Source organism: Bradyrhizobium diazoefficiens (genome assembly GCF_016616885.1).
Classification (GTDB): Bacteria; Pseudomonadota; Alphaproteobacteria; order Rhizobiales; family Xanthobacteraceae; genus Bradyrhizobium; species Bradyrhizobium diazoefficiens_F.
The window spans coordinates 4,981,257-4,998,950 of sequence record NZ_CP067102.1 but is presented as its reverse complement, the minus strand read 5'-3'; the positions used below and the strand labels follow the sequence as shown (position 1 = coordinate 4,998,950).

The following is a 17,694-nucleotide window of genomic DNA, read 5'->3' as shown; positions in this document are numbered from 1 at the left end:
CGCCTTCATCGGTGCCGGTCCCGCCGGGCTGATGGCGGCGGAGGTCCTGGCGCAGGGCGGCGGCAGCGTCACCGTCTATGACGCCATGCCGTCGGCCGGCCGCAAATTCCTGATGGCCGGCCGTGGCGGGCTCAATCTCACGCACAGCGAGCCGCTCCCGGATTTCCTCGCCCGCTACCGGGAGGCGATGCCGCATCTACGCGCCGCGGTCGAGGCGTTTCCGCCCGATGCGCTGCGCGACTGGAGCGCGGCGCTTGGGCAGCTGACCTTCGTCGGCAGCAGCGGGCGGGTGTTTCCCAAAACGTTCAAGGCATCGCCCTTGCTGCGCGCCTGGCTGCGGCGGCTCGATGCAGCCGGCGTGCAATTTGCGTTTCGGCATCGCTGGACCGGCTGGGACGCGGAGGGCCGGCTCCAATTTCAAACGCCCGATGGTGCGCTTGCCATCGCCCCGAGCGCAACGGTGCTCGCGCTCGGCGGCGCGAGCTGGCCGCGGCTCGGCTCGGATGGCGCGTGGGTCGATTGCCTCGCCGCGGAGGGCGTCACCGTCTCCAAGCTCCGGCCGGCCAATTCCGGTTTCGCGGTCGCATGGTCCGACGTGTTTCGCGATCGTTTCGAAGGCCAGCCGCTCAAGGGTGTGGCGCTGACGGTCGGCGCGCACACGGTGCGCGGCGAAGCCATGATCACCCGCGGCGGCATCGAAGGCGGCGCGATCTACGCGCTGTCGGCGGAGCTGCGCGAGGCGGTGCTGGGGATCGGGCAGGCGCGGCTTACGATCGCCTTGCGGCCCGATCTCGACGCTGCCGCGCTGACCTCGCGCCTGTCGGGCACACGCGGCAAGCAATCGCTGGCGAATTTTCTGCGCAAGGCAGCGCAATTGTCGCCGGTCGGCATCGGCCTGATGCAGGAGACGGCCATCGCATCCGGCCGGCCGTTGGCCTCGCTCGCGCCAGCGGAGCTTGCGCATCTGGTGAACGCAATCCCGGTTCAACTCACCGGCGTAGCCCCGATCGATCGCGCCATCTCGACCGCGGGCGGGATTGCCTTCGATGAGCTCGACGACCATTTCATGCTGCGCAAATTGCCCGGCGTATTCGCCGCCGGCGAGATGCTGGATTGGGAGGCCCCGACCGGCGGGTATCTGCTCCAGGCGTCGTTTGCGACGGGGGCTGCGGCGGGCAGGGGTGTGTTGCGTTGGCTCAGGCGCTAATCACCGTCATTGCGAGCGTAGCGAAGCAATCCAGAATCTTTCCGCGGTGACAGTCTGGATTGCTCACATGGGGATTTGGTGTGTCAAGGTGGTAGTTCAGCTTTTTGTTCGATTGCAGCCAGCTCTTCGTCCCGACCGTGGGGCCTTTCGGATGGCGCGCGCAGATCGAGTCAAGGTCGGCCCGTAGGGCCGCCGCGAAGCGGCTTGACCTTGACTTGAGCGAGCACGCCATCAGGCTTTGGTGGTCGGGCGGATAACTCCTTGTCGTCAGGCGATCTCAGGTTCGAGCCAGTTTTGACAATCTGGTTTTGCTTGCCAGATCAAACTCACATTCGGTCGTCGCGTGATAGCGACAGCACCAACATTCCGCTTGCGGCGGGCAGGCTCGAGAGGACGAGGCCATTCTTCGTTGCGGCGTTTGAAGCCATGCAATCCATCGGTTCGTCCACCCGGATCGGCCGAGGTTCGATCGGACCTCGGCAGATTGGTTTTGAGGTGGTGAAGAGGGCTCAGGCGGCAGGCTTCATCACGGCCCCCTCGATCACGACGCCCTGGGTGACATACTTCCACAAGGCAACCAGCAGCTTGCGCGCCAACGCCACGATCGCGCGCTTGCGGCCGCGCTGGCTGTTGGCCTTGAACCATTGGGTCAGAGCCGATTGGGGCTGGTGGCGTATCCACAACCAGGCGAGCTGGATCATCGTGGTTCTCAGCCGCGGATTGCCGGCCTTCGACACGCCCTGCTCGCGCTCGATACCGCCGCTGCGCCATGGCGTGGCCGCAAGCCCCGCATAGGAGGCGACCTGGCGGCGGTTGGCAAACTGGCGCCAGAAGGCTTCCGTCCAGAGAACGGCAGCGAAGTTCGGGCCCAGGCTCTTCAGGCCGAGCAGCATGGTGACCGGGTCCGATGCAGCCTTCTCGCCGGTTGGCTTGCTCGCCGTCAGTAGCGCCTCTTGCTCGCGCTCCACCGCCGCGATCTGCTCGAGCAGCAGTTCGAGCCGGGCGAGCTCGCGGCCGACCTGCGCCTTCAAATGCTGCGGCAACGGGCGCCCGTCCCCGGTGCGCAAGGCCTCGAGCCGTGCCTTGCGGTCGCGCCGCAGCGGCACATAGCCGGATATCCCTTGTGCAAACAGCAGCCCCTTGATCCGGTTGACGTGCTCGATCCGCTCCGCGATCAATGTCCGCCGCTCGCGGCAAAGTCGGCGGCGATCCTCGTCCTCCGGTGAAGGAGCAACCACCATCGCGCAGACCCGCGGCTCGCCGCGCTTGTAGGCCAGAAGCGACCGCAGCAGCGTCTCGCCATCGAGCCTGTCCGTCTTGGCCCGCCGGCGCCGGCGCGGCGTCGCGATCGAGGCCGGATCGACCACGTGGCTTTCAATGCCCTCCTGCTGCAAAGCGCGGTGAAGCCAGAACCCATCCAGTCCAGCCTCCTGGATGGTGATGATCGGATAGTTCTCCCCCGTTCGGGCCAGGGCCTTCTGCTTCAGCTCTGCAAACAGCTTCAAGAGCGCCGCAATATCACCGGCCTCCACGCTGTGTCTGGACATCTTCTCGCCCTTGCCGGGCGACAGCGAGGTCACCAGCCATGTCGAGCGGCTCAGTTCCAATGACACAAAAATTGCGCCAAACTGCGTGCGGATAGCGGCCGGTCCGTCGGAAGGATGATCGAGCAACATCGTCGTCTCCAGGTTGAATGGATTTAGCAACCTCAGTCTGGCCTCAGATCTGGTCGCTATCCACTCCCCATGGAATCTTCGTCGCCCAGCGCAAAATTGCTTCGCAATTTTGTCGCTGGCTCCTCGCAATGACGATTGTGGAAGCAGCTCGCTAGCGCAGCTTCCCGCGCGCGGCGACCGGCAGCGTGCCGATGATCTCCTCGCCGCGGACCATCACGACCTCGTCCATCATGTTGACGACGACGCAGACATGGTTCGGCACGATGCGCACGACGTCGCCGACATTCGGGCGCGTGTTGCTGCGGGAGAGGTCGAGGAAGCCGTGCTCCTCGGCGAACTTGGCGATCTTCGCTTCGGGATGCTCCAGGATCAGGCCGTGGCCATCGAGCCCGCCGGTGTCGGTCGTCAGCGTCTTCGAGCCGGCGTCCAGAATGCCGCGCTCGGGTGCGGCGCGGCTCACCACCGTCGAATAGATGTGCAGAGCGCAATCGTCCCAGGTGGCGGAGCCCGCCGCGACCTGCATGCGGTCGTTGTAGATGTAGGTACCGAAACGGTGCTCGGTGCCGCCTTTGAGCTTGCCGAGATTGACGAGGTTCGGCGTGCCGCCGGTCGAGACGATCTTGGCATCGAGCCCGTGCGCGCGCACGCCGGCCAATGCCTCGTCGAAAAACTTCTGTGCATCGCCCCAGCCGGTCTCGGTCGGGTAGAGCATGAAGCCGGCAAACTCCAGGCCCTTGGACGCTGCGATCTCGCGTGCGAGCGCAATCGCTTCTGCCGGCGTCTCGACGCCTGCGCGCTTGCGGCCCGTGTCGCATTCGACCACGACCGAGAGCGGGCGACCCGAGGCCGCGGCCGCCTTGGGGAGACCGGCAACGACGGTCGAATTGTCGGCGGCGACCGTCATGTTGGTCTTGGCGTTCAGCGCGCCGAGACGCGCCATCTTTTCTTCACCCAGCAGATTGTAGCTGATCAGGATGTCGTCGATGCCGGCGTTGGCCATGATCTCGGCCTCGCCGATCTTCTGGCACGTGATGCCTTTCGCGCCGGCCGCGACCTGCATTTTCGCGATCGTCGGATTCTTGTGCGTCTTGATATGCGGCCGATTGGCAACGCCAGCGTCATCGCAGGCCTTCTGGATCCGCGCGATGTTGCGCTCGACCTTGTCCATGTCGATGACGGCGCAAGGCGTGCCGTATTCGCGGGCGATTTTTGCAGCGAGGGGAGTGGTCATTTTTAAGCCTGCTCTATTTCTTCGCGAAGCATTTCAAGTTCGAGCCAGCGCTCTTCGGCGGCGGAGAGTTCTTCATGCGCCTTGGCGATGGCGGTGGAGGTATCGTCGAATGTTTTGCGATCCCTGGCGTACAGACTGTGATCGTCGAGCACGCGCTGCAGCTTGGCAATGTCGGCCTGCAACGTCTCCATCCTCTTCGGCAGCGTTTCCAGCGCGTGCTTCTCGTTGAAGCTCAGCTTGCGCCTGGATGCGGACGCGGGAGCCGCAGCGCGCTCCTCTTTCTTCTCTGCCGGCGCCTGCGCTTTTGCCGTGTCGCGCTTCAGGTCAGCACCGCGCTGCGCCAGCATGTCGCTGTAGCCACCGGCATATTCGATCCACTTGCCGTTGCCTTCCGGCGCGATCACGGACGTGACGATGCGATCGAGGAAGTCGCGGTCATGGCTGATCAGGATGACAGTGCCCTCGTAGTCGCCGAGCATGTCTTCGAGCACGTCGAGCGTTTCGAGATCGAGATCGTTGGTCGGCTCGTCCAGCACCAGCAGGTTCGACGGCTTCGCCAGCGCGCGCGCCAGCATCAGCCGACCGCGCTCGCCGCCCGAGAGCACCTCCACGGGCGTGCCGCGCTGCTCCTGGGCGAACAGGAAGTCCTTCATGTAACCGACCACGTGCTTCGGCTTGCCGCCGACCATGATCTGGTCGCCGCGGCCGCCGGTCAGCGCCTCGGCCAGCGTCGACTTGGGATCGAGGCTTTCGCGGTGCTGGTCGAGCGTGGCCGTCTCCAGATTGGCCCCTAACCGCACCGTGCCTGAGTCCGGCTCTGCCCCGCCGGTCAGCAGATTGACCAGCGTGGTCTTGCCGGCGCCGTTGGGGCCGATGATGCCGAGCCGATCGCCGCGCTGGATGCGGGTCGAGAAATTGTCGACGATCACGCGGTCGCCAAAGGCCTTGGTGATGCCTTTTGCCTCGATCACGAGCTTGCCGGACTGCTCGGCCTCCGCGGCGGCGAGACTGGCGGTGCCCGCCGTGCCGCGATAGTTGCGCCGCTGGTCGCGCAGCGCATGCAGATTGCCAAGCCGCTTGACGTTGCGCTTGCGCCGGCCGGAGACGCCGTGGCGCAGCCAGTGCTCCTCGTCGACGATCTTGCGGTCGAGCTTGTGCTGGTCGCGCTCTTCTTCCGCCAGCACCTCGTCGCGCCAGGCCTCGAACGAGGCGAAGCCGCGGTCGATCTGCTTGATCTTGCCGCGATCGAGCCAGGCGGTGGAGCGCGAGAGGTTGGTGAGGAAGCGGCGGTCGTGGCTAATGATCACCAGTGCGCTGCGGCGGCTGTCGAGCTCCTTTTCCAGCCATTCGATCGTGGAGAGATCGAGATGGTTGGTCGGCTCGTCCAGCAGCAGAATGTCGGGCGAGGGCGCCAGCACCCGCGCCAGCGCCGCACGGCGGGCCTCGCCGCCGGAGACGTTGGCCGGATTCTCATTGCCGGTGAGCCCAAGCTGCTCAACCAAATAGCGCGCCTGGTACGGATCGTCGCCGGGTGCAAGCCCAGCCTCGACATAGGCCAGCGTGGTCTTGTGGTCGCCGAAATCCGGCTCCTGCGGCAGATAGCGAACCGTCGCGCCCGGCTGCACGAAGCGCGTGCCGCCGTCGGCCTCGACGAGGCCGGCCGCGATCTTCAGCAGCGTCGACTTGCCGGAGCCGTTACGGCCGATCAGGCAGACCCGCTCGGAGGGCGCGACATTGAGTTCGACGCCTGACAGCAGCGGCGTGCCGCCGAACGTCAGTTTGATATCTTTGAGTTGGATTAGCGGCGGCGCCATGGTCAGCCTTGACTCGAATTCTGGCTCGTCGCGGCGTGATCGGCGCGGCGGCGCTGGATCCGGCGCAGCGTCTGGTCGAGCGCCGAGAGGAAGGTGGAACGGTCGCGCGGTGCGAACGAGCGCGGGCCGCCGGTGACTTCGCCGGCCGAGCGCAGATCGGTCATCAGGTTGCGCACCGCCAGCGTCATGCCGATTGACTCCTCCGTGAACGGCTTGCCGTTGGGCGCGATCACGTCGGCGCCCGCTTTCACGCAGCGGCTTGCCAGCGGAATGTCGGAGGTGATGACGACGTCGCCGGGCCTGGCCCGCTCCGCGATCCAGTCGTCAGCCGCGTCCATGCCCGCACCGGCGGCGATGCGCTCGATGAGGGGATCCTGCGGCACGCGAATAAAGTTGCCGGCAACCACGCTGACGGGCACGCCGTGACGGAGCGCGACACGGTAGATTTCATCCTTCACCGGACAGGCGTCGGCGTCGACATAGATGCGGGTGGGAGTGTCAGTCATTCGCCGCGTGGTACCCCATTCGGGCCCCGAAGGCGAGGGGATTGACCGGTGTTCCCCGGGGCCTACGATCAGCTCTGAAACAACAAAAATTCAGGGAAGGCCAGCCATGCCGAACCGGCTCGAGACCTACCGCGTCGCGGCCTACAACACCGCCAAACAGTCCGAAAACAAGATGCACGACGACACGGTGGCGCGGCGCTTCGGCTTTTCCAGTGGCCTGGTCCCGGGCGTCGATGTCTTCGCCTACATGATGCACGTGCCGGTGGCGCGCTGGGGCCGCGATTTCCTCGCGCGCGGGCTGGTCGAGGCGCGCTTCATCAAGCCGGTCTATGACGGCGAGACCGCCGATGTCGATGCGACCGAGCACAACGGCTTGCTGACGATCGAGGTGTTCAGCCGGACCGAGCTTTGCGCCACCGGAACGGCCTCGCTGCCGGCGGCAGCGCCGGCGGTGTCATTGGGTGACTATGTCGAGGTGCCCGCGGTGGCCGAGCGCAAGCCAGTCAGCCCTGAAATCTTCGAGGTCGGCAAATGGCTCGGCACGACGCCGCGCCGCTGGGCCGGGCAGGCGGCGAGCGACTATCTCGCCGATGTCAGGGAAACCGATCCGATTTTTGCGCGCGAGGGCCTCGGCCATCCCGGTCTGATTCAGCGCGTGATGAACCGCGTGCTGGTCGACAACACCATTCTCGGCCCATGGATTCATGTCGGCAGCCGCATGCAGCTGCTGTCGCCCACGCGCACCGGCGACGAGATCGTCGCGCGGGCCAAGGTCACCGCGAATTACGAGAAGAAGGGCCACCGCTTCGTCGAGCTCGACGCGCTGGTCGTCGCCAACAGCATGACGCCGCTGGCGCATTGCCAGCACACCGCGATCTACCAGCCGCGCGAGCAGGCGGCGGCGTAGGGAAGAGGCAAGCCCGTCACCAAAGAGACGGTGCCCGCGAAGGCGGGCATCCAGTACGCCGCGGCCCATCCGTGAATCACGACTGCCTCGGATTACTGGATCGCCCGGTCAAGCCGGGCGATGACAGCGGAGTTCGGCGGCGGCGCGTCCCTTACGCCTTGCCCTTCGCGTCCTGGATCGCGCGCCACACCCGCTCCGGGGTCAGCGGCATGTCGATGTGCTTGATGCCGTAGTCCGACAGTGCGTCGAGCACCGCATTCACCACCGTCGACAGGCTGCCGGCGCAGCCGGCTTCGCCGCAGCCCTTGGTGCCCAGCGGATTGCTCGTGGCGGGCACCGGGTGATCGCCGACCTCCATGAACGGCGCGTCCTCGGCGCGGGGCAGCGCATAGTCCATCAGCGAGCCCGTGATCGGCTGGCCGCTTTCGTCGTAGCGAACCTGCTCCATCAGCGCCTGGCCAATGCCCTGGACGACGCCGCCGTGGAGCTGGCCCGCGACCAGCATCGGGTTGATCACCGTGCCGAAATCGTTGACCGCGCTGTAGCGCACGATCTGCACCACGCCAGTGTCGGGATCGACTTCGACTTCGGCGACATGGCAGCCGTTCGGGAAGGCCGACGGCACCGGCTCGCTGGTGTGGTCGACGTCGAGACTGTTGGGAACGCCATCGGGCACCTTGCCGTCATGCAGCTTCTTGGCGAGCTCCATGATGTCGATGCTGCGGTCGGTACCGGCGATGGTGAAGGCGCCGTCGGCAAACTCGATATCGGCTTCCGAAGCCTCCAACATGTGCGCGGCGGCGCGCTTGCCCTTTTCGATCACGAGGCGCGAGGACTCCACGATGGCTTGCCCGGTCGCGGTGATCGAGCGCGAGCCGCCGGTGCCGTTGCCGGCATGGACGATGTCGCTGTCGCCCTGCACCAGCTTCACGCTCTCGAAGGGGATGCCGAGCTGCGCGCACAGCACCTGCGCGAAGGGCGTGGCGTGGCCCTGACCGTAATCGAGCGTGCCGGTGATCAGCTGCACGCTGCCGTCAGGATCGAACACGATCTTGCCGAGCTCGGGGCTCGGCGGCGCAGTGACCTCGAGATAGGAGCCCACGGCGATGCCGCGCAGCTTGCCGGCCTTCTTGCTCTCCTTCTTGCGCTTGGCGAAATTCTCGTGATCGGAGATTTCGAGCGCCTTGGTGAATACCGCCTGGAAGTCGCCGCTGTCATAGGTGACGCCGGAGGAGGCCGGGAAGGGCATCTGGTGCGGCTTGATGAAGTTGCGCTTGCGCATCGTCAGCCGGTTGATGCCCATCTCGTCGGCGGCACGGTCGATCAGCCGTTCCATGTAGTAGTTGGCTTCAGGCCGGCCGGCGCCGCGATAGGCGCCCATCAGCGTGGTGTTGGTCAAGACCGTCTTGATGTCGACCGCCATCAGCGGCGTGCGGTAGACGCTGGCGAAGTTCTTGGCCGTGTTGAGCGAGAGCGGGCTCGGTGCGACGCCGGTGATGTAGGCGCCGAGATTGCCGTAGCCTTCGAGCTTTGCCGCGAGGAAGTGCCCCTCGGCATCGAGCGCGAGCTCGGCATGGATCTTTTGCGCACGGCCGTGGCTGTCGGAGAGGAAGCTGGTGGAGCGCTCGTCGAGCCACTTCACCGGACGTCCCAGCGCCTTCGCCGCGTACAGGATGCACATGTATTCGGGATAGTTGACGTTCTTCATGCCGAAGGAGCCGCCGACATTGGCGGTAAGGATGCGCACCTTCTCGTTCGGCACCTTCAGGTTCTTGGCGAGGTTGGCGCGGTTGCCCGCGACGCCCTGCGTCGGCATCTGGATGGTGTAGCGCTCGGTGGCCTTGTCGTAGGAGGCAAGTCCCACCCGCGGCTCCATCGAGACCACGGCGACGCGGGTGTTCTCGATGTCGACCCTGGTGACATGGGCGGCGCTGGCGAAAGCGGCGTTCACCTTCTCCATGTCGCCATAATGGTAGTCGAGCGCGACGTTGTTCGGGATGTGGTCGTAGAGCTGGGGCGCGCCGGGCTTGGTGGCTTCCTCGGGATCGGTTACCGCCGGCAGTGGCTCGATCTCGAGCTCGACGGCCTCGGCCGCGTCGCGCGCCTGGGCGAGCGTGGCGGCGACCACGAAGGCGACGGGATCGCCGACGAAGCGGACCTTGTCGGTCGCCAGCGGCTGGCGGTTGGTCTGGAGCAGGGGCGAGCCGTCACGGCTCTTCAGCGGCAGGCCGCAGGTGAAGGGGCCATAGCCGGCCGCGTCGAGGTCCTTGCCGGTCCACACGCCCAGCACGCCCGGCATCGCCCTGGCGGCGTCGGTGCCGATGCCGCGGATCACGCCGTGGGCGTGGGTCGAGCGGACGACGACGGCATAGGCTTGGCCGGGCAGATTGAAATCGTCGGTGTAGCGACCCTTGCCGCGCACCAGCGTGTCGTCCTCCTTGCGGCGGACCGGCTGCCCGACGCCGTATTTTTGCAGTGCAATAGCGTTTTCGAGCGTCGAGGATTTGGTGTGTTCTTGCATGGAAAAGACCTGAAAAGCCGGCAATTGCGCGTTTTGTGGGCGCTTGCGGGACGGGGCCCCTTCAGATAACCCACCGACCCGTTCACGACAACGCACGAATGGGCATGGTCCCATGTGATGCGTTGTTGCGCAGGCCTGTCGCGCTGCTAATGTTTCAGGCGAAAAAGCAATTCCAGCTCGGCCCTATGGGCTGCGGAAAGACAGTTTGTATGAATGACCACACGCGGCTCCGCGACGGCCATGGGCCGCACGGTGAGCTCGAGGGGTCGATGGCGGCGGTGGCATTGGCCCCCGAACCGGCCGTCGCCGCGCAAGCGCCGGGAACCGGCGTCTATGCGGCGCTGGACCTCGGCACCAACAATTGCAGGCTCCTGATCGCCTGTCCGACCAGCGATGGCTTTCGCGTGGTCGATTCCTTCTCGCGCATCATCCGGCTCGGCGAGGGCGTTTCGGCGACCGGCTCGATCAGTGAGGCCGCGATCGAGCGCGCCATCGCCGCGCTCAGCATCTGCCGGGACAAGATCAACCTGCGCAAAGCCAAGCGGCTGCGGCTGATCGCGACCGAAGCCTGCCGCGCGGCCTCGAATGCGGAGGGCTTTCGCAGCCGCGTCGCGGCCGAGACCGGCATCGAGCTCGAGGTGATCGACCGCGAGACGGAAGCCTCGCTCGCCATGCTCGGCTGCTCGCCGCTGGTTGATCCAAAGGGGCGCGGCGCCATCCTGTTCGATATCGGCGGCGGCTCGACCGAGCTGGTGCGGATCGAGCGCGATTCCGCCAATCCGGAGCCGCGCATCAAAGCCTGGATGTCGATCCCGCTTGGCGTCGTGACGCTGGCCGAACAGTTCGGCGGCCGCGATGTGACGCCGGAGATCTATGCCGCGATGGAGCAGGAGGTCGCCAACCATGTTGCGCCGTTCGCGGAACAGCATGGTCGCGATCTCACCGACATGCATCTGCTCGGCACGTCGGGTACCGTAACGACGCTTGCCGGCATCCATCTCAATCTCTTGCGTTACGACCGCCGCCGCATCGACAGCATCTGGATGAACGATGCCGATCTGACAGCGACGATCGACAAGCTGCTCGGCATGACTTACGAGGAGCGCGCCGGCAACAATTGCATCAGCGTCGAGCGCGCCGATCTCGTGCTCGCCGGCTGCGCTATCCTCGACGCCATCCGCCGCGCTTTCCCGCTGCCGCGCCTGCGCGTCGCCGACCGTGGCCTGCGCGAGGGCATGCTGGTCGAGATGATGCGCGAGGACGGCGCGCTCAGGAGCTGGTGAGATGGCCAAGGACACCACCGGCCGCTTGCACGTCCAGGTCAAGACCAAGGTCAAGACCGGCGGCAAGCGCAAACTGTCGTCCAAGCTCTGGCTGGAGCGGCAGCTCAACGATCCCTATGTCGCCAAGGCCAAGGCGGCGGGCTATCGCTCGCGCGCAGCCTTCAAGCTGCTCGAGATCGACGACAAGTTTCGGCTGCTGAAACCCGGCATGACCGTGTTTGATCTTGGCGCCGCGCCCGGCGGCTGGAGCCAGATCGCCGCCAAGCGTGTCGGTTCGGTCGACGGCAAGGGCAAGGTCGTCGCGATCGACTTGCTGGAGATGCCGGAGATCCCGGGCGTCGATTTCGCACAGCTCGATTTCATGGACAACGACGCGCCCGACAAGCTCACTGCGATGCTGGGCGGCGGCGCTGACGTCGTGATGTCCGACATGGCCGCCAATACCACCGGCCACCGCAAGACCGACCAGCTCCGCATCGTCGGCCTGGTCGAGACGGCAGCCGCCTTTGCCTGCGACGTGCTCAAGCCCGGCGGCACGTTTCTGGCCAAGACGTTCCAGAGCGGGGCCGACGCCGATCTGCTCGCCCAGCTCAAGCGCGATTTTGCGACGGTGCGTCACGTCAAGCCGGCCGCAAGCCGGCAGGATTCGTCGGAACGCTATGTGCTCGCGACGGGATTTCGCGGGGCGGCGGACGGCGAGTAGCGATCGAGAGCGCGACAACGCCCGGTGGAACGCAAACCTGCCTGTTCGACTATTGGGACCGGTTACGCGATTCATGATAGCGGGGTCATCAACCCGCATCTTCCCGGTTCGTGATCACGCGCGGTCGACGACCATGGTTGGCCGCGTCGCGCCGTGCTGCGCGCGCGACGCGGCTTTTCGCATCTAGGATGCGGCGTGATATCACAATTAATGTTATATTATCATAATCCTGTAGCGATCGAGGATGAAGATGCCGTTCGCCGCAATCTCGGCGGGAATCCTGATTTGGGGAATGGCATGCGCATCTCGAATAAGTCCGGCCGTCCAGCGGGCCGGCAACATCGTCGTGTTGTTCTCGCAGCTCTGGCCGCGACAGCCCTGAGCCTGGGCCAGGTGCGGACCGCCGCTGCCGACGCCACCATTTCGATCGATGCGACATCGACGCTTCCGCTGGGCAACGGCAACAGCAACGTTCTGCCCGTCCTCAAGAACGTCTTCCAGAGCGGCAATGCGCCGGGCTCCGTGAGCGGCGGCGCGGATGCCGGCGACCCGATGCTGCCGCTGCTCGCGGGTATCGGTACGAAGCGGGCCCGCCTCCTGATGGTTGATGAATATTGCGACATCGACGCCCAGGGAACTTTCGGCGGTCACAACCTCATCACCGGCAACTTCGACACACCCGACTGCGCCCAGGTGGCGTGGCAGATCGACTGGCTACTCAAGGCCAATCTGTCGCCTCACATGGCGGTCGCCTCGCACATGCCGATTAACTTTATTCCATTCGGCGAGCCGGAGACCTGGGGTGACCGGCGTATCGATCCGCTCAACGCGAACAGCCCGAAGATCATCGATCACTACAAGAATTACGCCAAGAAACTGGTGCGCTACATCGCCACCAGGGCGTTCGCCGGCGGTGCGCAAACGGCGATCTTCGAGGTCAGCAACGAGATCGACATCGCGGCTGACTACCCGGTGTGCAACGGCTCGACTTGCACCCCTCCGGATCTTGGTCCCTGGAAACGCTGGCTTTGGTGGATCGACCCGACAAAGTACGTCATCTACGGAAATTCGCAGGCCTACGCGATCACCGGTGAGGACAATCCGCAATTGGGCTTCCCCTACAATGGCGACGTGCGCCGTCTGGGCCGCAATCTCCTGCCGGTACAAAAGCTCTTCGCTGACGCGATCACTGCGGTGAACACCGAGCTGTCGCAAAACAGTCTCTATAACGGCAAGACCATCGAGATCGCAGGTCCCGCAATGGCCGGCTGGAATCTGATCGTGAGACCGCAGGGTGCGGGGGCCTCGCTGGAGGAGCAGTTCATCGAGCAGGTTTTCAACCCGTACGCTTTGCCGTACGGCGCCAAGTTCAACATGCCGCTCGATCGCTTCTCGTTCCATTATTATGGGTCGGTCGAGGCCCTCGGCGCCCACACGGTCCAAGACGCCTGCGCTGACGTCACTCAGCCGTTCGCGCTGTTCGAGCAGCTGACCAACGCCTACAAGGCCAAGCTGAGCACGTTCAGCATGCAGAACGTGCCGCTCTTCCTTTCGGAATGGGGACCGTCGAGCTGCCCGAACGGCGACGTTAACTTTTCGCACAAGGGAGCCGCATGGGTTGCCGCCTTTCTGCCGGAGGCGCTGGCCCAGGGCGTGACGATGGGGTCCTTCCTCGCGGTGGAAGATCGGCTCGTCTATGGTGGGACCCCGCTCCTCGGTACGGCCAGCCTGCTGCACACCTATGGCGGCGAGCCTCCCTACACCTTCCTGCCGAAGCCACCACCAACGTGTTCAAGATGTATAGCCTGATGTCGGGGCTGCGCAATCAGGTCACCGTGACGCCGACAGTGAGCTCGCATCTCAACGCATTCGTCACCAGTGACGAGAGCTCGACCAGCGTCATGGTTTATAACTTCGATCCGTATCTGGTCTTCAACAACGACGCCAACACCCGGACCGACACGCAGGAGAACTTCTCCATTGTCATATCCAACATCTTCAAGACGGTGGGTTACAACATATCGGTGAGGGTCAAGCGTTACCAGGTCGACGCGACCACGAGCAACCTCAAGATCTTCATCGACTACACCAACGCTCACTCCGGCAACACCAGCGGTGCACCGGATCCGAGCCTGCAGCTGATCGAAGACTATACGGCGACCGTGGTCAACGGCGAGCTTCATCTCGAAAGCTCGACCGCAGGTTCGTCGGCGAAGCCGTTGGGATTGGGCGTCGCGCTCTATCGGATCACGCTGAACTAACGCGCTTTAAGCGGCCCGAAAGGGTGGCAGACGATCAAGAGAGAGATGGCCCTCAGGCCATCGCTCTTCTCGCTGGTGCCTTGCTCACCCAAGCCGCTGATCCCGCATGTCCTGGGTGTCTTCCGTCGCCACCTTGACGGCGGCGGTTGCCGCGCTCTTGGCTGCACCCTTGCGGCTTGCGATCTCCACCGCCTTGCGGCCGGAGATCTCGTGGCCGGCGTCGTCCGGCATCTGCCAGAAGAACCAGCTCGACGCCGCCGATGTCAGCGCCACCACGATAAAGGCGGGGGCGAACACGGTGGCGTTGAGCTCGCTGACATGGCTGAGCCACATCGTGGTCTCGACCGACGCTGCGCCGACCGCGACGCCGGCGGAGACCGCGAGCTGCTGGTTGACGCTGACCAGCGTGGTGGCGCGGCTCATCTGCGCGCTCTCGACGTCGGCATAGGCGACCGTGTTGATCGCAGTGAACTCGAGCGAACGGAAGAAGCCGCCGACCACCAGGATCACCAATATGATCAGCAGCGGCGTCGTCACCGTGAACAGCGCGCAGACGCCGAGGAAAAATGCGCTGATGATGGCGTTCACCGTCATCAGATTGCGGAAGCCGAAGGTGCGGATGATCCGCGCGGCCAGCGTCTTCATGCCCATCGCACCGAGCGAGGAGCCGAAGGTGACGAGGCCGGAATGGAACGGCGACAGCCCGAAGCCGATCTGCATCAACAGCGGCAGCAGGAAGGGCAGGGCGCCGATGCCGAGCCGGAACAGGAAACCGCCGAGCACGGCCGCGCGCAGCGTCGGCAGGTTCAGGAGCGAAAAGTCCAGCACCGGCGATCCCGTCCGCCGGGCATGGATGACGTAGAGCGTCATCGAGATCGCGCCGCCCGCGACCAGCGCCGCAACGATGCTCCAGGGCAGCAGGTTGAGGCCGGCCACGGAGAGACCGAACGCGATGCCGGCAAGCCCAATGCCCGCCAGCACCATGCCGTAGAGATCGAACGGCTCGCGGTTCTCGCTCTTGATCGGGTCGATGAACTTCAGCGCCATGAAGATGCCGAGCAGCCCGATCGGGATGTTGATCAGGAAGATCCAGTGCCATGAGGCGTAGGTGGTGATGAAGCCGCCGAGCGGCGGGCCGATCACGGGGCCGATCAGGGCAGGGACCGTCACCCAGGCCATCGCGTTGACCAGCGCGCTCTTGTCGACGGAGCGCAGCAGCACGAGGCGCCCGACCGGCGTCATCATGGCGCCGCCCATGCCCTGGAGGATGCGCGCGAACACGAAGTCGGTGACCGAGGTCGAGAGCGCGCAGCCGACCGAGCCGATCATGAACACGCCGACAGCGATCGCGAACACCAAGCGCGCGCCGAACCTGTCGGCGGTCCAGCCGCTCGCCGGGATGAACACCGCGAGCGACAACAGGTAGGAGGTGATCGCGAGCTTCAGCGTCAGGGGGCTGGTGCCGATGTCGGCCGCGATCGCCGGCAGCGAGGTGGCGATCACCGTGGAGTCCATGTTCTCCATGAAGAGAGCGGTGGCCACGATCAGCGGAATGATGCGTTGCTTGTCGACCATGACGGATTGGTAATGGAAATCAGAAGGAAAGGCGGACTTGCGGCTTATCACCACGACCCGGCCGGGACCATTGCGGATCAACGCATAGCACCTAAATCCTGCGCTTGTTCCTTCGTCATTCCGGGCGCGCCCTTGGGCGCGAGCTATGGTGCGCAATTGCGCACCTGAGAAACCATTGGGCCCCAGAGACCCCGGCGGGATGGATTCCGGGGCCCCCCGCCGGGCTATCCCCGCCGAATTTACTTAAAAAGCCTGTGCATGGCGGGCCAGCGGTCCGATTTGCTTTGATTCGTCGCGCGGCCGTGCTATCGACCCGCGTCAACCCCACCGATGGGCTCCGATTCTCCGGCGATGCCGCAAGGTACGCCGAGGGCGGCGCTCATCCATACTCATTTGCGGCAGGGCCGCAGGAAGGAGTTGGCAATGGCCACGGTGCAACTTCAGGGCATCCGCGAAGCCTATACGTTCGACGACGTGCTGTTGAAGCCGGGCCTGTCTGACGTCATGCCGGGCGAGGTCGACATCCGCTCCCGCGTCACCCGCGCCATTCCGCTCAATATTCCGATCATGGCCTCCGCCATGGACACCGTCACCGAGGCCCGCATGGCGATCGCCATGGCGCAGGCCGGCGGCCTCGGCGTCATCCACCGCAATTTCGATCCCGAAGGGCAGGCCGCCCAGGTGCGGCAGGTCAAGCGCTACGAGTCGGGCATGGTGGTGAACCCGCTCACCATCAGCCCCGAGGCCACGCTCGACGACGCGCTCAAGCTGATGAGCGACCACGGCATCTCCGGCATTCCCGTCGTCACCGGTGCCGGCAAGTCCACGCCGGGCAAGCTGGTCGGCATCCTCACCAACCGCGATGTGCGCTTTGCCACCGATCGCCGGCAAAAAGTCTCCGAGCTGATGACGCGCGAGAATCTCGTCACGGTGCGCGAGAATGTCAGTCAGGACGAGGCGCGGCGGATGCTGCACCAGCATCGCATCGAGAAGCTGCTCGTGGTCGACGAGCAGTATCGCTGCGTCGGCCTGATCACCGTCAAGGACATGGAGAAGGCGGTCGCTCATCCGCTCGCCTGCAAGGACGCGCACGGGCGCCTCCGCGTCGCTGCCGCGACCACCGTCGGTGACACCGGGTTCGAGCGGACCGAGCGGCTGATCGATGCCGGCGTCGACCTCGTCGTCGTCGACACCGCGCACGGCCATTCCCGCCACGTGCTGCACGCCGTCAACCGCATCAAGCGTCTCTCCAACTCCGTGCAGGTCGTCGCCGGCAACGTCGCGACATCCGACGGCGCGCAGGCGCTGATCGATGCGGGCGCGGACTGCATCAAGGTCGGCATCGGCCCGGGCTCGATCTGCACCACGCGCATCGTCGCCGGCGTCGGCGTGCCGCAGCTCACCGCGATCATGGATGCGGTCGAGGCAGCGAAGAAGTCCGACATTCCCGTCATCGCCGACGGCGGCATCAAGTTCTCCGGCGATCTCGCCAAGGCGCTCGCCGCCGGCGCCGACATCGCGATGGTCGGCTCGCTGCTCGCCGGCACCGACGAGACACCGGGCGAAGTGTTCCTGTGGCAGGGCCGCTCCTACAAGGCCTATCGCGGCATGGGCTCGGTCGGCGCGATGGCGCGTGGCTCGGCCGACCGCTACTTCCAGCAGGACATCAAGGACGCGCTCAAGCTCGTCCCTGAAGGCATCGAGGGCCAGGTGCCCTACAAGGGCCCGGTCGGCAACGTCATGCACCAGCTCGCCGGCGGCCTCCGTGCCGCGATGGGCTATGTCGGCGCAAAGGACATGAAGGAGCTGCATGAGAAGGCGAACTTCGTCCGCATCACCGGTGCGGGCCTGCGCGAAAGCCACGTCCACGACGTGACGATCACGCGCGAGGCGCCGAACTATCCGGGCGGGGGTTAGTCTCCAGTCCCTCCTTCGTCATTGCGAGGAGCTCTTGCGACGAAGCAATCCAGTCCTTTTGTGTTGACGAGACTGGATTGCTTCGCTTCCCTT

Annotated in this window: 13 protein-coding genes; 7 read left to right on the top strand and 6 right to left on the bottom strand. The window is 65.2% G+C overall.

From position 1 onward, the window contains the following. The first annotated feature begins 31 nt into the window (after positions 1-31). Positions 32-1,207 (top strand): TIGR03862 family flavoprotein, encoded by a 1,176-nt coding sequence (locus JJC00_RS23525; protein ID WP_246773891.1) that lies wholly within the window; start codon positions 32-34, stop codon positions 1,205-1,207. A 509-nt stretch (positions 1,208-1,716) separates the two neighbouring features. Here the strand turns inward: JJC00_RS23525 and JJC00_RS23520 are convergent. The 4 genes from JJC00_RS23520 to JJC00_RS23505 form a co-directional block, all read right to left on the bottom strand. Further along, positions 1,717-2,883 carry an IS110 family transposase gene (locus JJC00_RS23520; protein ID WP_200467696.1) on the bottom strand — a complete coding sequence of 389 codons (1,167 nt, stop codon included), beginning with the start codon at positions 2,881-2,883 and terminating at the stop codon, positions 1,717-1,719. A gap of 151 nt (positions 2,884-3,034) precedes the next feature. After that, on the bottom strand, positions 3,035-4,114 hold the full coding sequence (locus JJC00_RS23515; RefSeq protein WP_200468296.1) for a D-TA family PLP-dependent enzyme: 1,080 nt from the start codon (positions 4,112-4,114) through the stop codon (positions 3,035-3,037). Between the two features lie 2 nt (positions 4,115-4,116). Then, positions 4,117-5,928 (bottom strand): ABC-F family ATP-binding cassette domain-containing protein, encoded by a 1,812-nt coding sequence (locus tag JJC00_RS23510; protein ID WP_200468295.1) that lies wholly within the window; start codon positions 5,926-5,928, stop codon positions 4,117-4,119. Positions 5,929-5,930: 2 nt separating this feature from the next. After that, positions 5,931-6,434, bottom strand: a complete 504-nt coding sequence (locus JJC00_RS23505; RefSeq protein WP_200468294.1) for a YaiI/YqxD family protein — start codon at positions 6,432-6,434, stop codon at positions 5,931-5,933. Positions 6,435-6,540: 106 nt separating this feature from the next. Here JJC00_RS23505 and JJC00_RS23500 point away from each other — a divergent pair, with 106 nt between their 5' ends. Next, a complete protein-coding gene (locus JJC00_RS23500) occupies positions 6,541-7,341 on the top strand; it encodes a hypothetical protein (protein WP_200468293.1) in 801 nt (266 codons plus the stop codon). 151 nt (positions 7,342-7,492) lie between these two features. On the opposite strand, the gene JJC00_RS23495 is transcribed toward JJC00_RS23500, so the two are convergent. Then, positions 7,493-9,862 (bottom strand): xanthine dehydrogenase family protein molybdopterin-binding subunit, encoded by a 2,370-nt coding sequence (locus JJC00_RS23495; RefSeq protein WP_200468292.1) that lies wholly within the window; start codon positions 9,860-9,862, stop codon positions 7,493-7,495. 209 nt (positions 9,863-10,071) lie between these two features. Between JJC00_RS23495 and JJC00_RS23490 the strand changes: the two genes are divergently transcribed. From JJC00_RS23490 to JJC00_RS23475, 4 genes are all read left to right on the top strand, one after another. Continuing rightward, positions 10,072-11,145 carry a Ppx/GppA phosphatase family protein gene (locus JJC00_RS23490; RefSeq protein WP_200468291.1) on the top strand — a complete coding sequence of 358 codons (1,074 nt, stop codon included), beginning with the start codon at positions 10,072-10,074 and terminating at the stop codon, positions 11,143-11,145. Position 11,146: 1 nt separating this feature from the next. Further along, positions 11,147-11,848, top strand: a complete 702-nt coding sequence (locus JJC00_RS23485; protein ID WP_200468290.1) for an RlmE family RNA methyltransferase — start codon at positions 11,147-11,149, stop codon at positions 11,846-11,848. A gap of 297 nt (positions 11,849-12,145) precedes the next feature. Beyond that, entirely contained in the window at positions 12,146-13,657 is a 1,512-nt protein-coding gene (locus JJC00_RS23480; protein ID WP_200468289.1) for a hypothetical protein, read from the top strand. Then, positions 13,645-14,109: a hypothetical protein gene (locus JJC00_RS23475; RefSeq protein WP_200468288.1), complete on the top strand. Its 465-nt coding sequence runs from the start codon at positions 13,645-13,647 to the stop codon at positions 14,107-14,109. The genes JJC00_RS23480 and JJC00_RS23475 overlap by 13 nt, the downstream gene beginning before the upstream one ends. Before the next feature lie 84 nt (positions 14,110-14,193). Here JJC00_RS23475 and JJC00_RS23470 read toward each other — a convergent pair whose 3' ends face one another. Further along, the gene (locus JJC00_RS23470) at positions 14,194-15,684 is read right to left on the bottom strand and encodes an MFS transporter (RefSeq protein ID WP_200468287.1); all 1,491 of its coding nucleotides are present in this window, start codon (positions 15,682-15,684) and stop codon (positions 14,194-14,196) included. A gap of 423 nt (positions 15,685-16,107) precedes the next feature. On the opposite strand from JJC00_RS23470, the gene guaB reads away from it, so the two are divergent. Beyond that, the gene (guaB, locus tag JJC00_RS23465) at positions 16,108-17,601 is read left to right on the top strand and encodes an IMP dehydrogenase (RefSeq protein ID WP_200468286.1); all 1,494 of its coding nucleotides are present in this window, start codon (positions 16,108-16,110) and stop codon (positions 17,599-17,601) included. Positions 17,602-17,694: the final 93 nt, after the last annotated feature.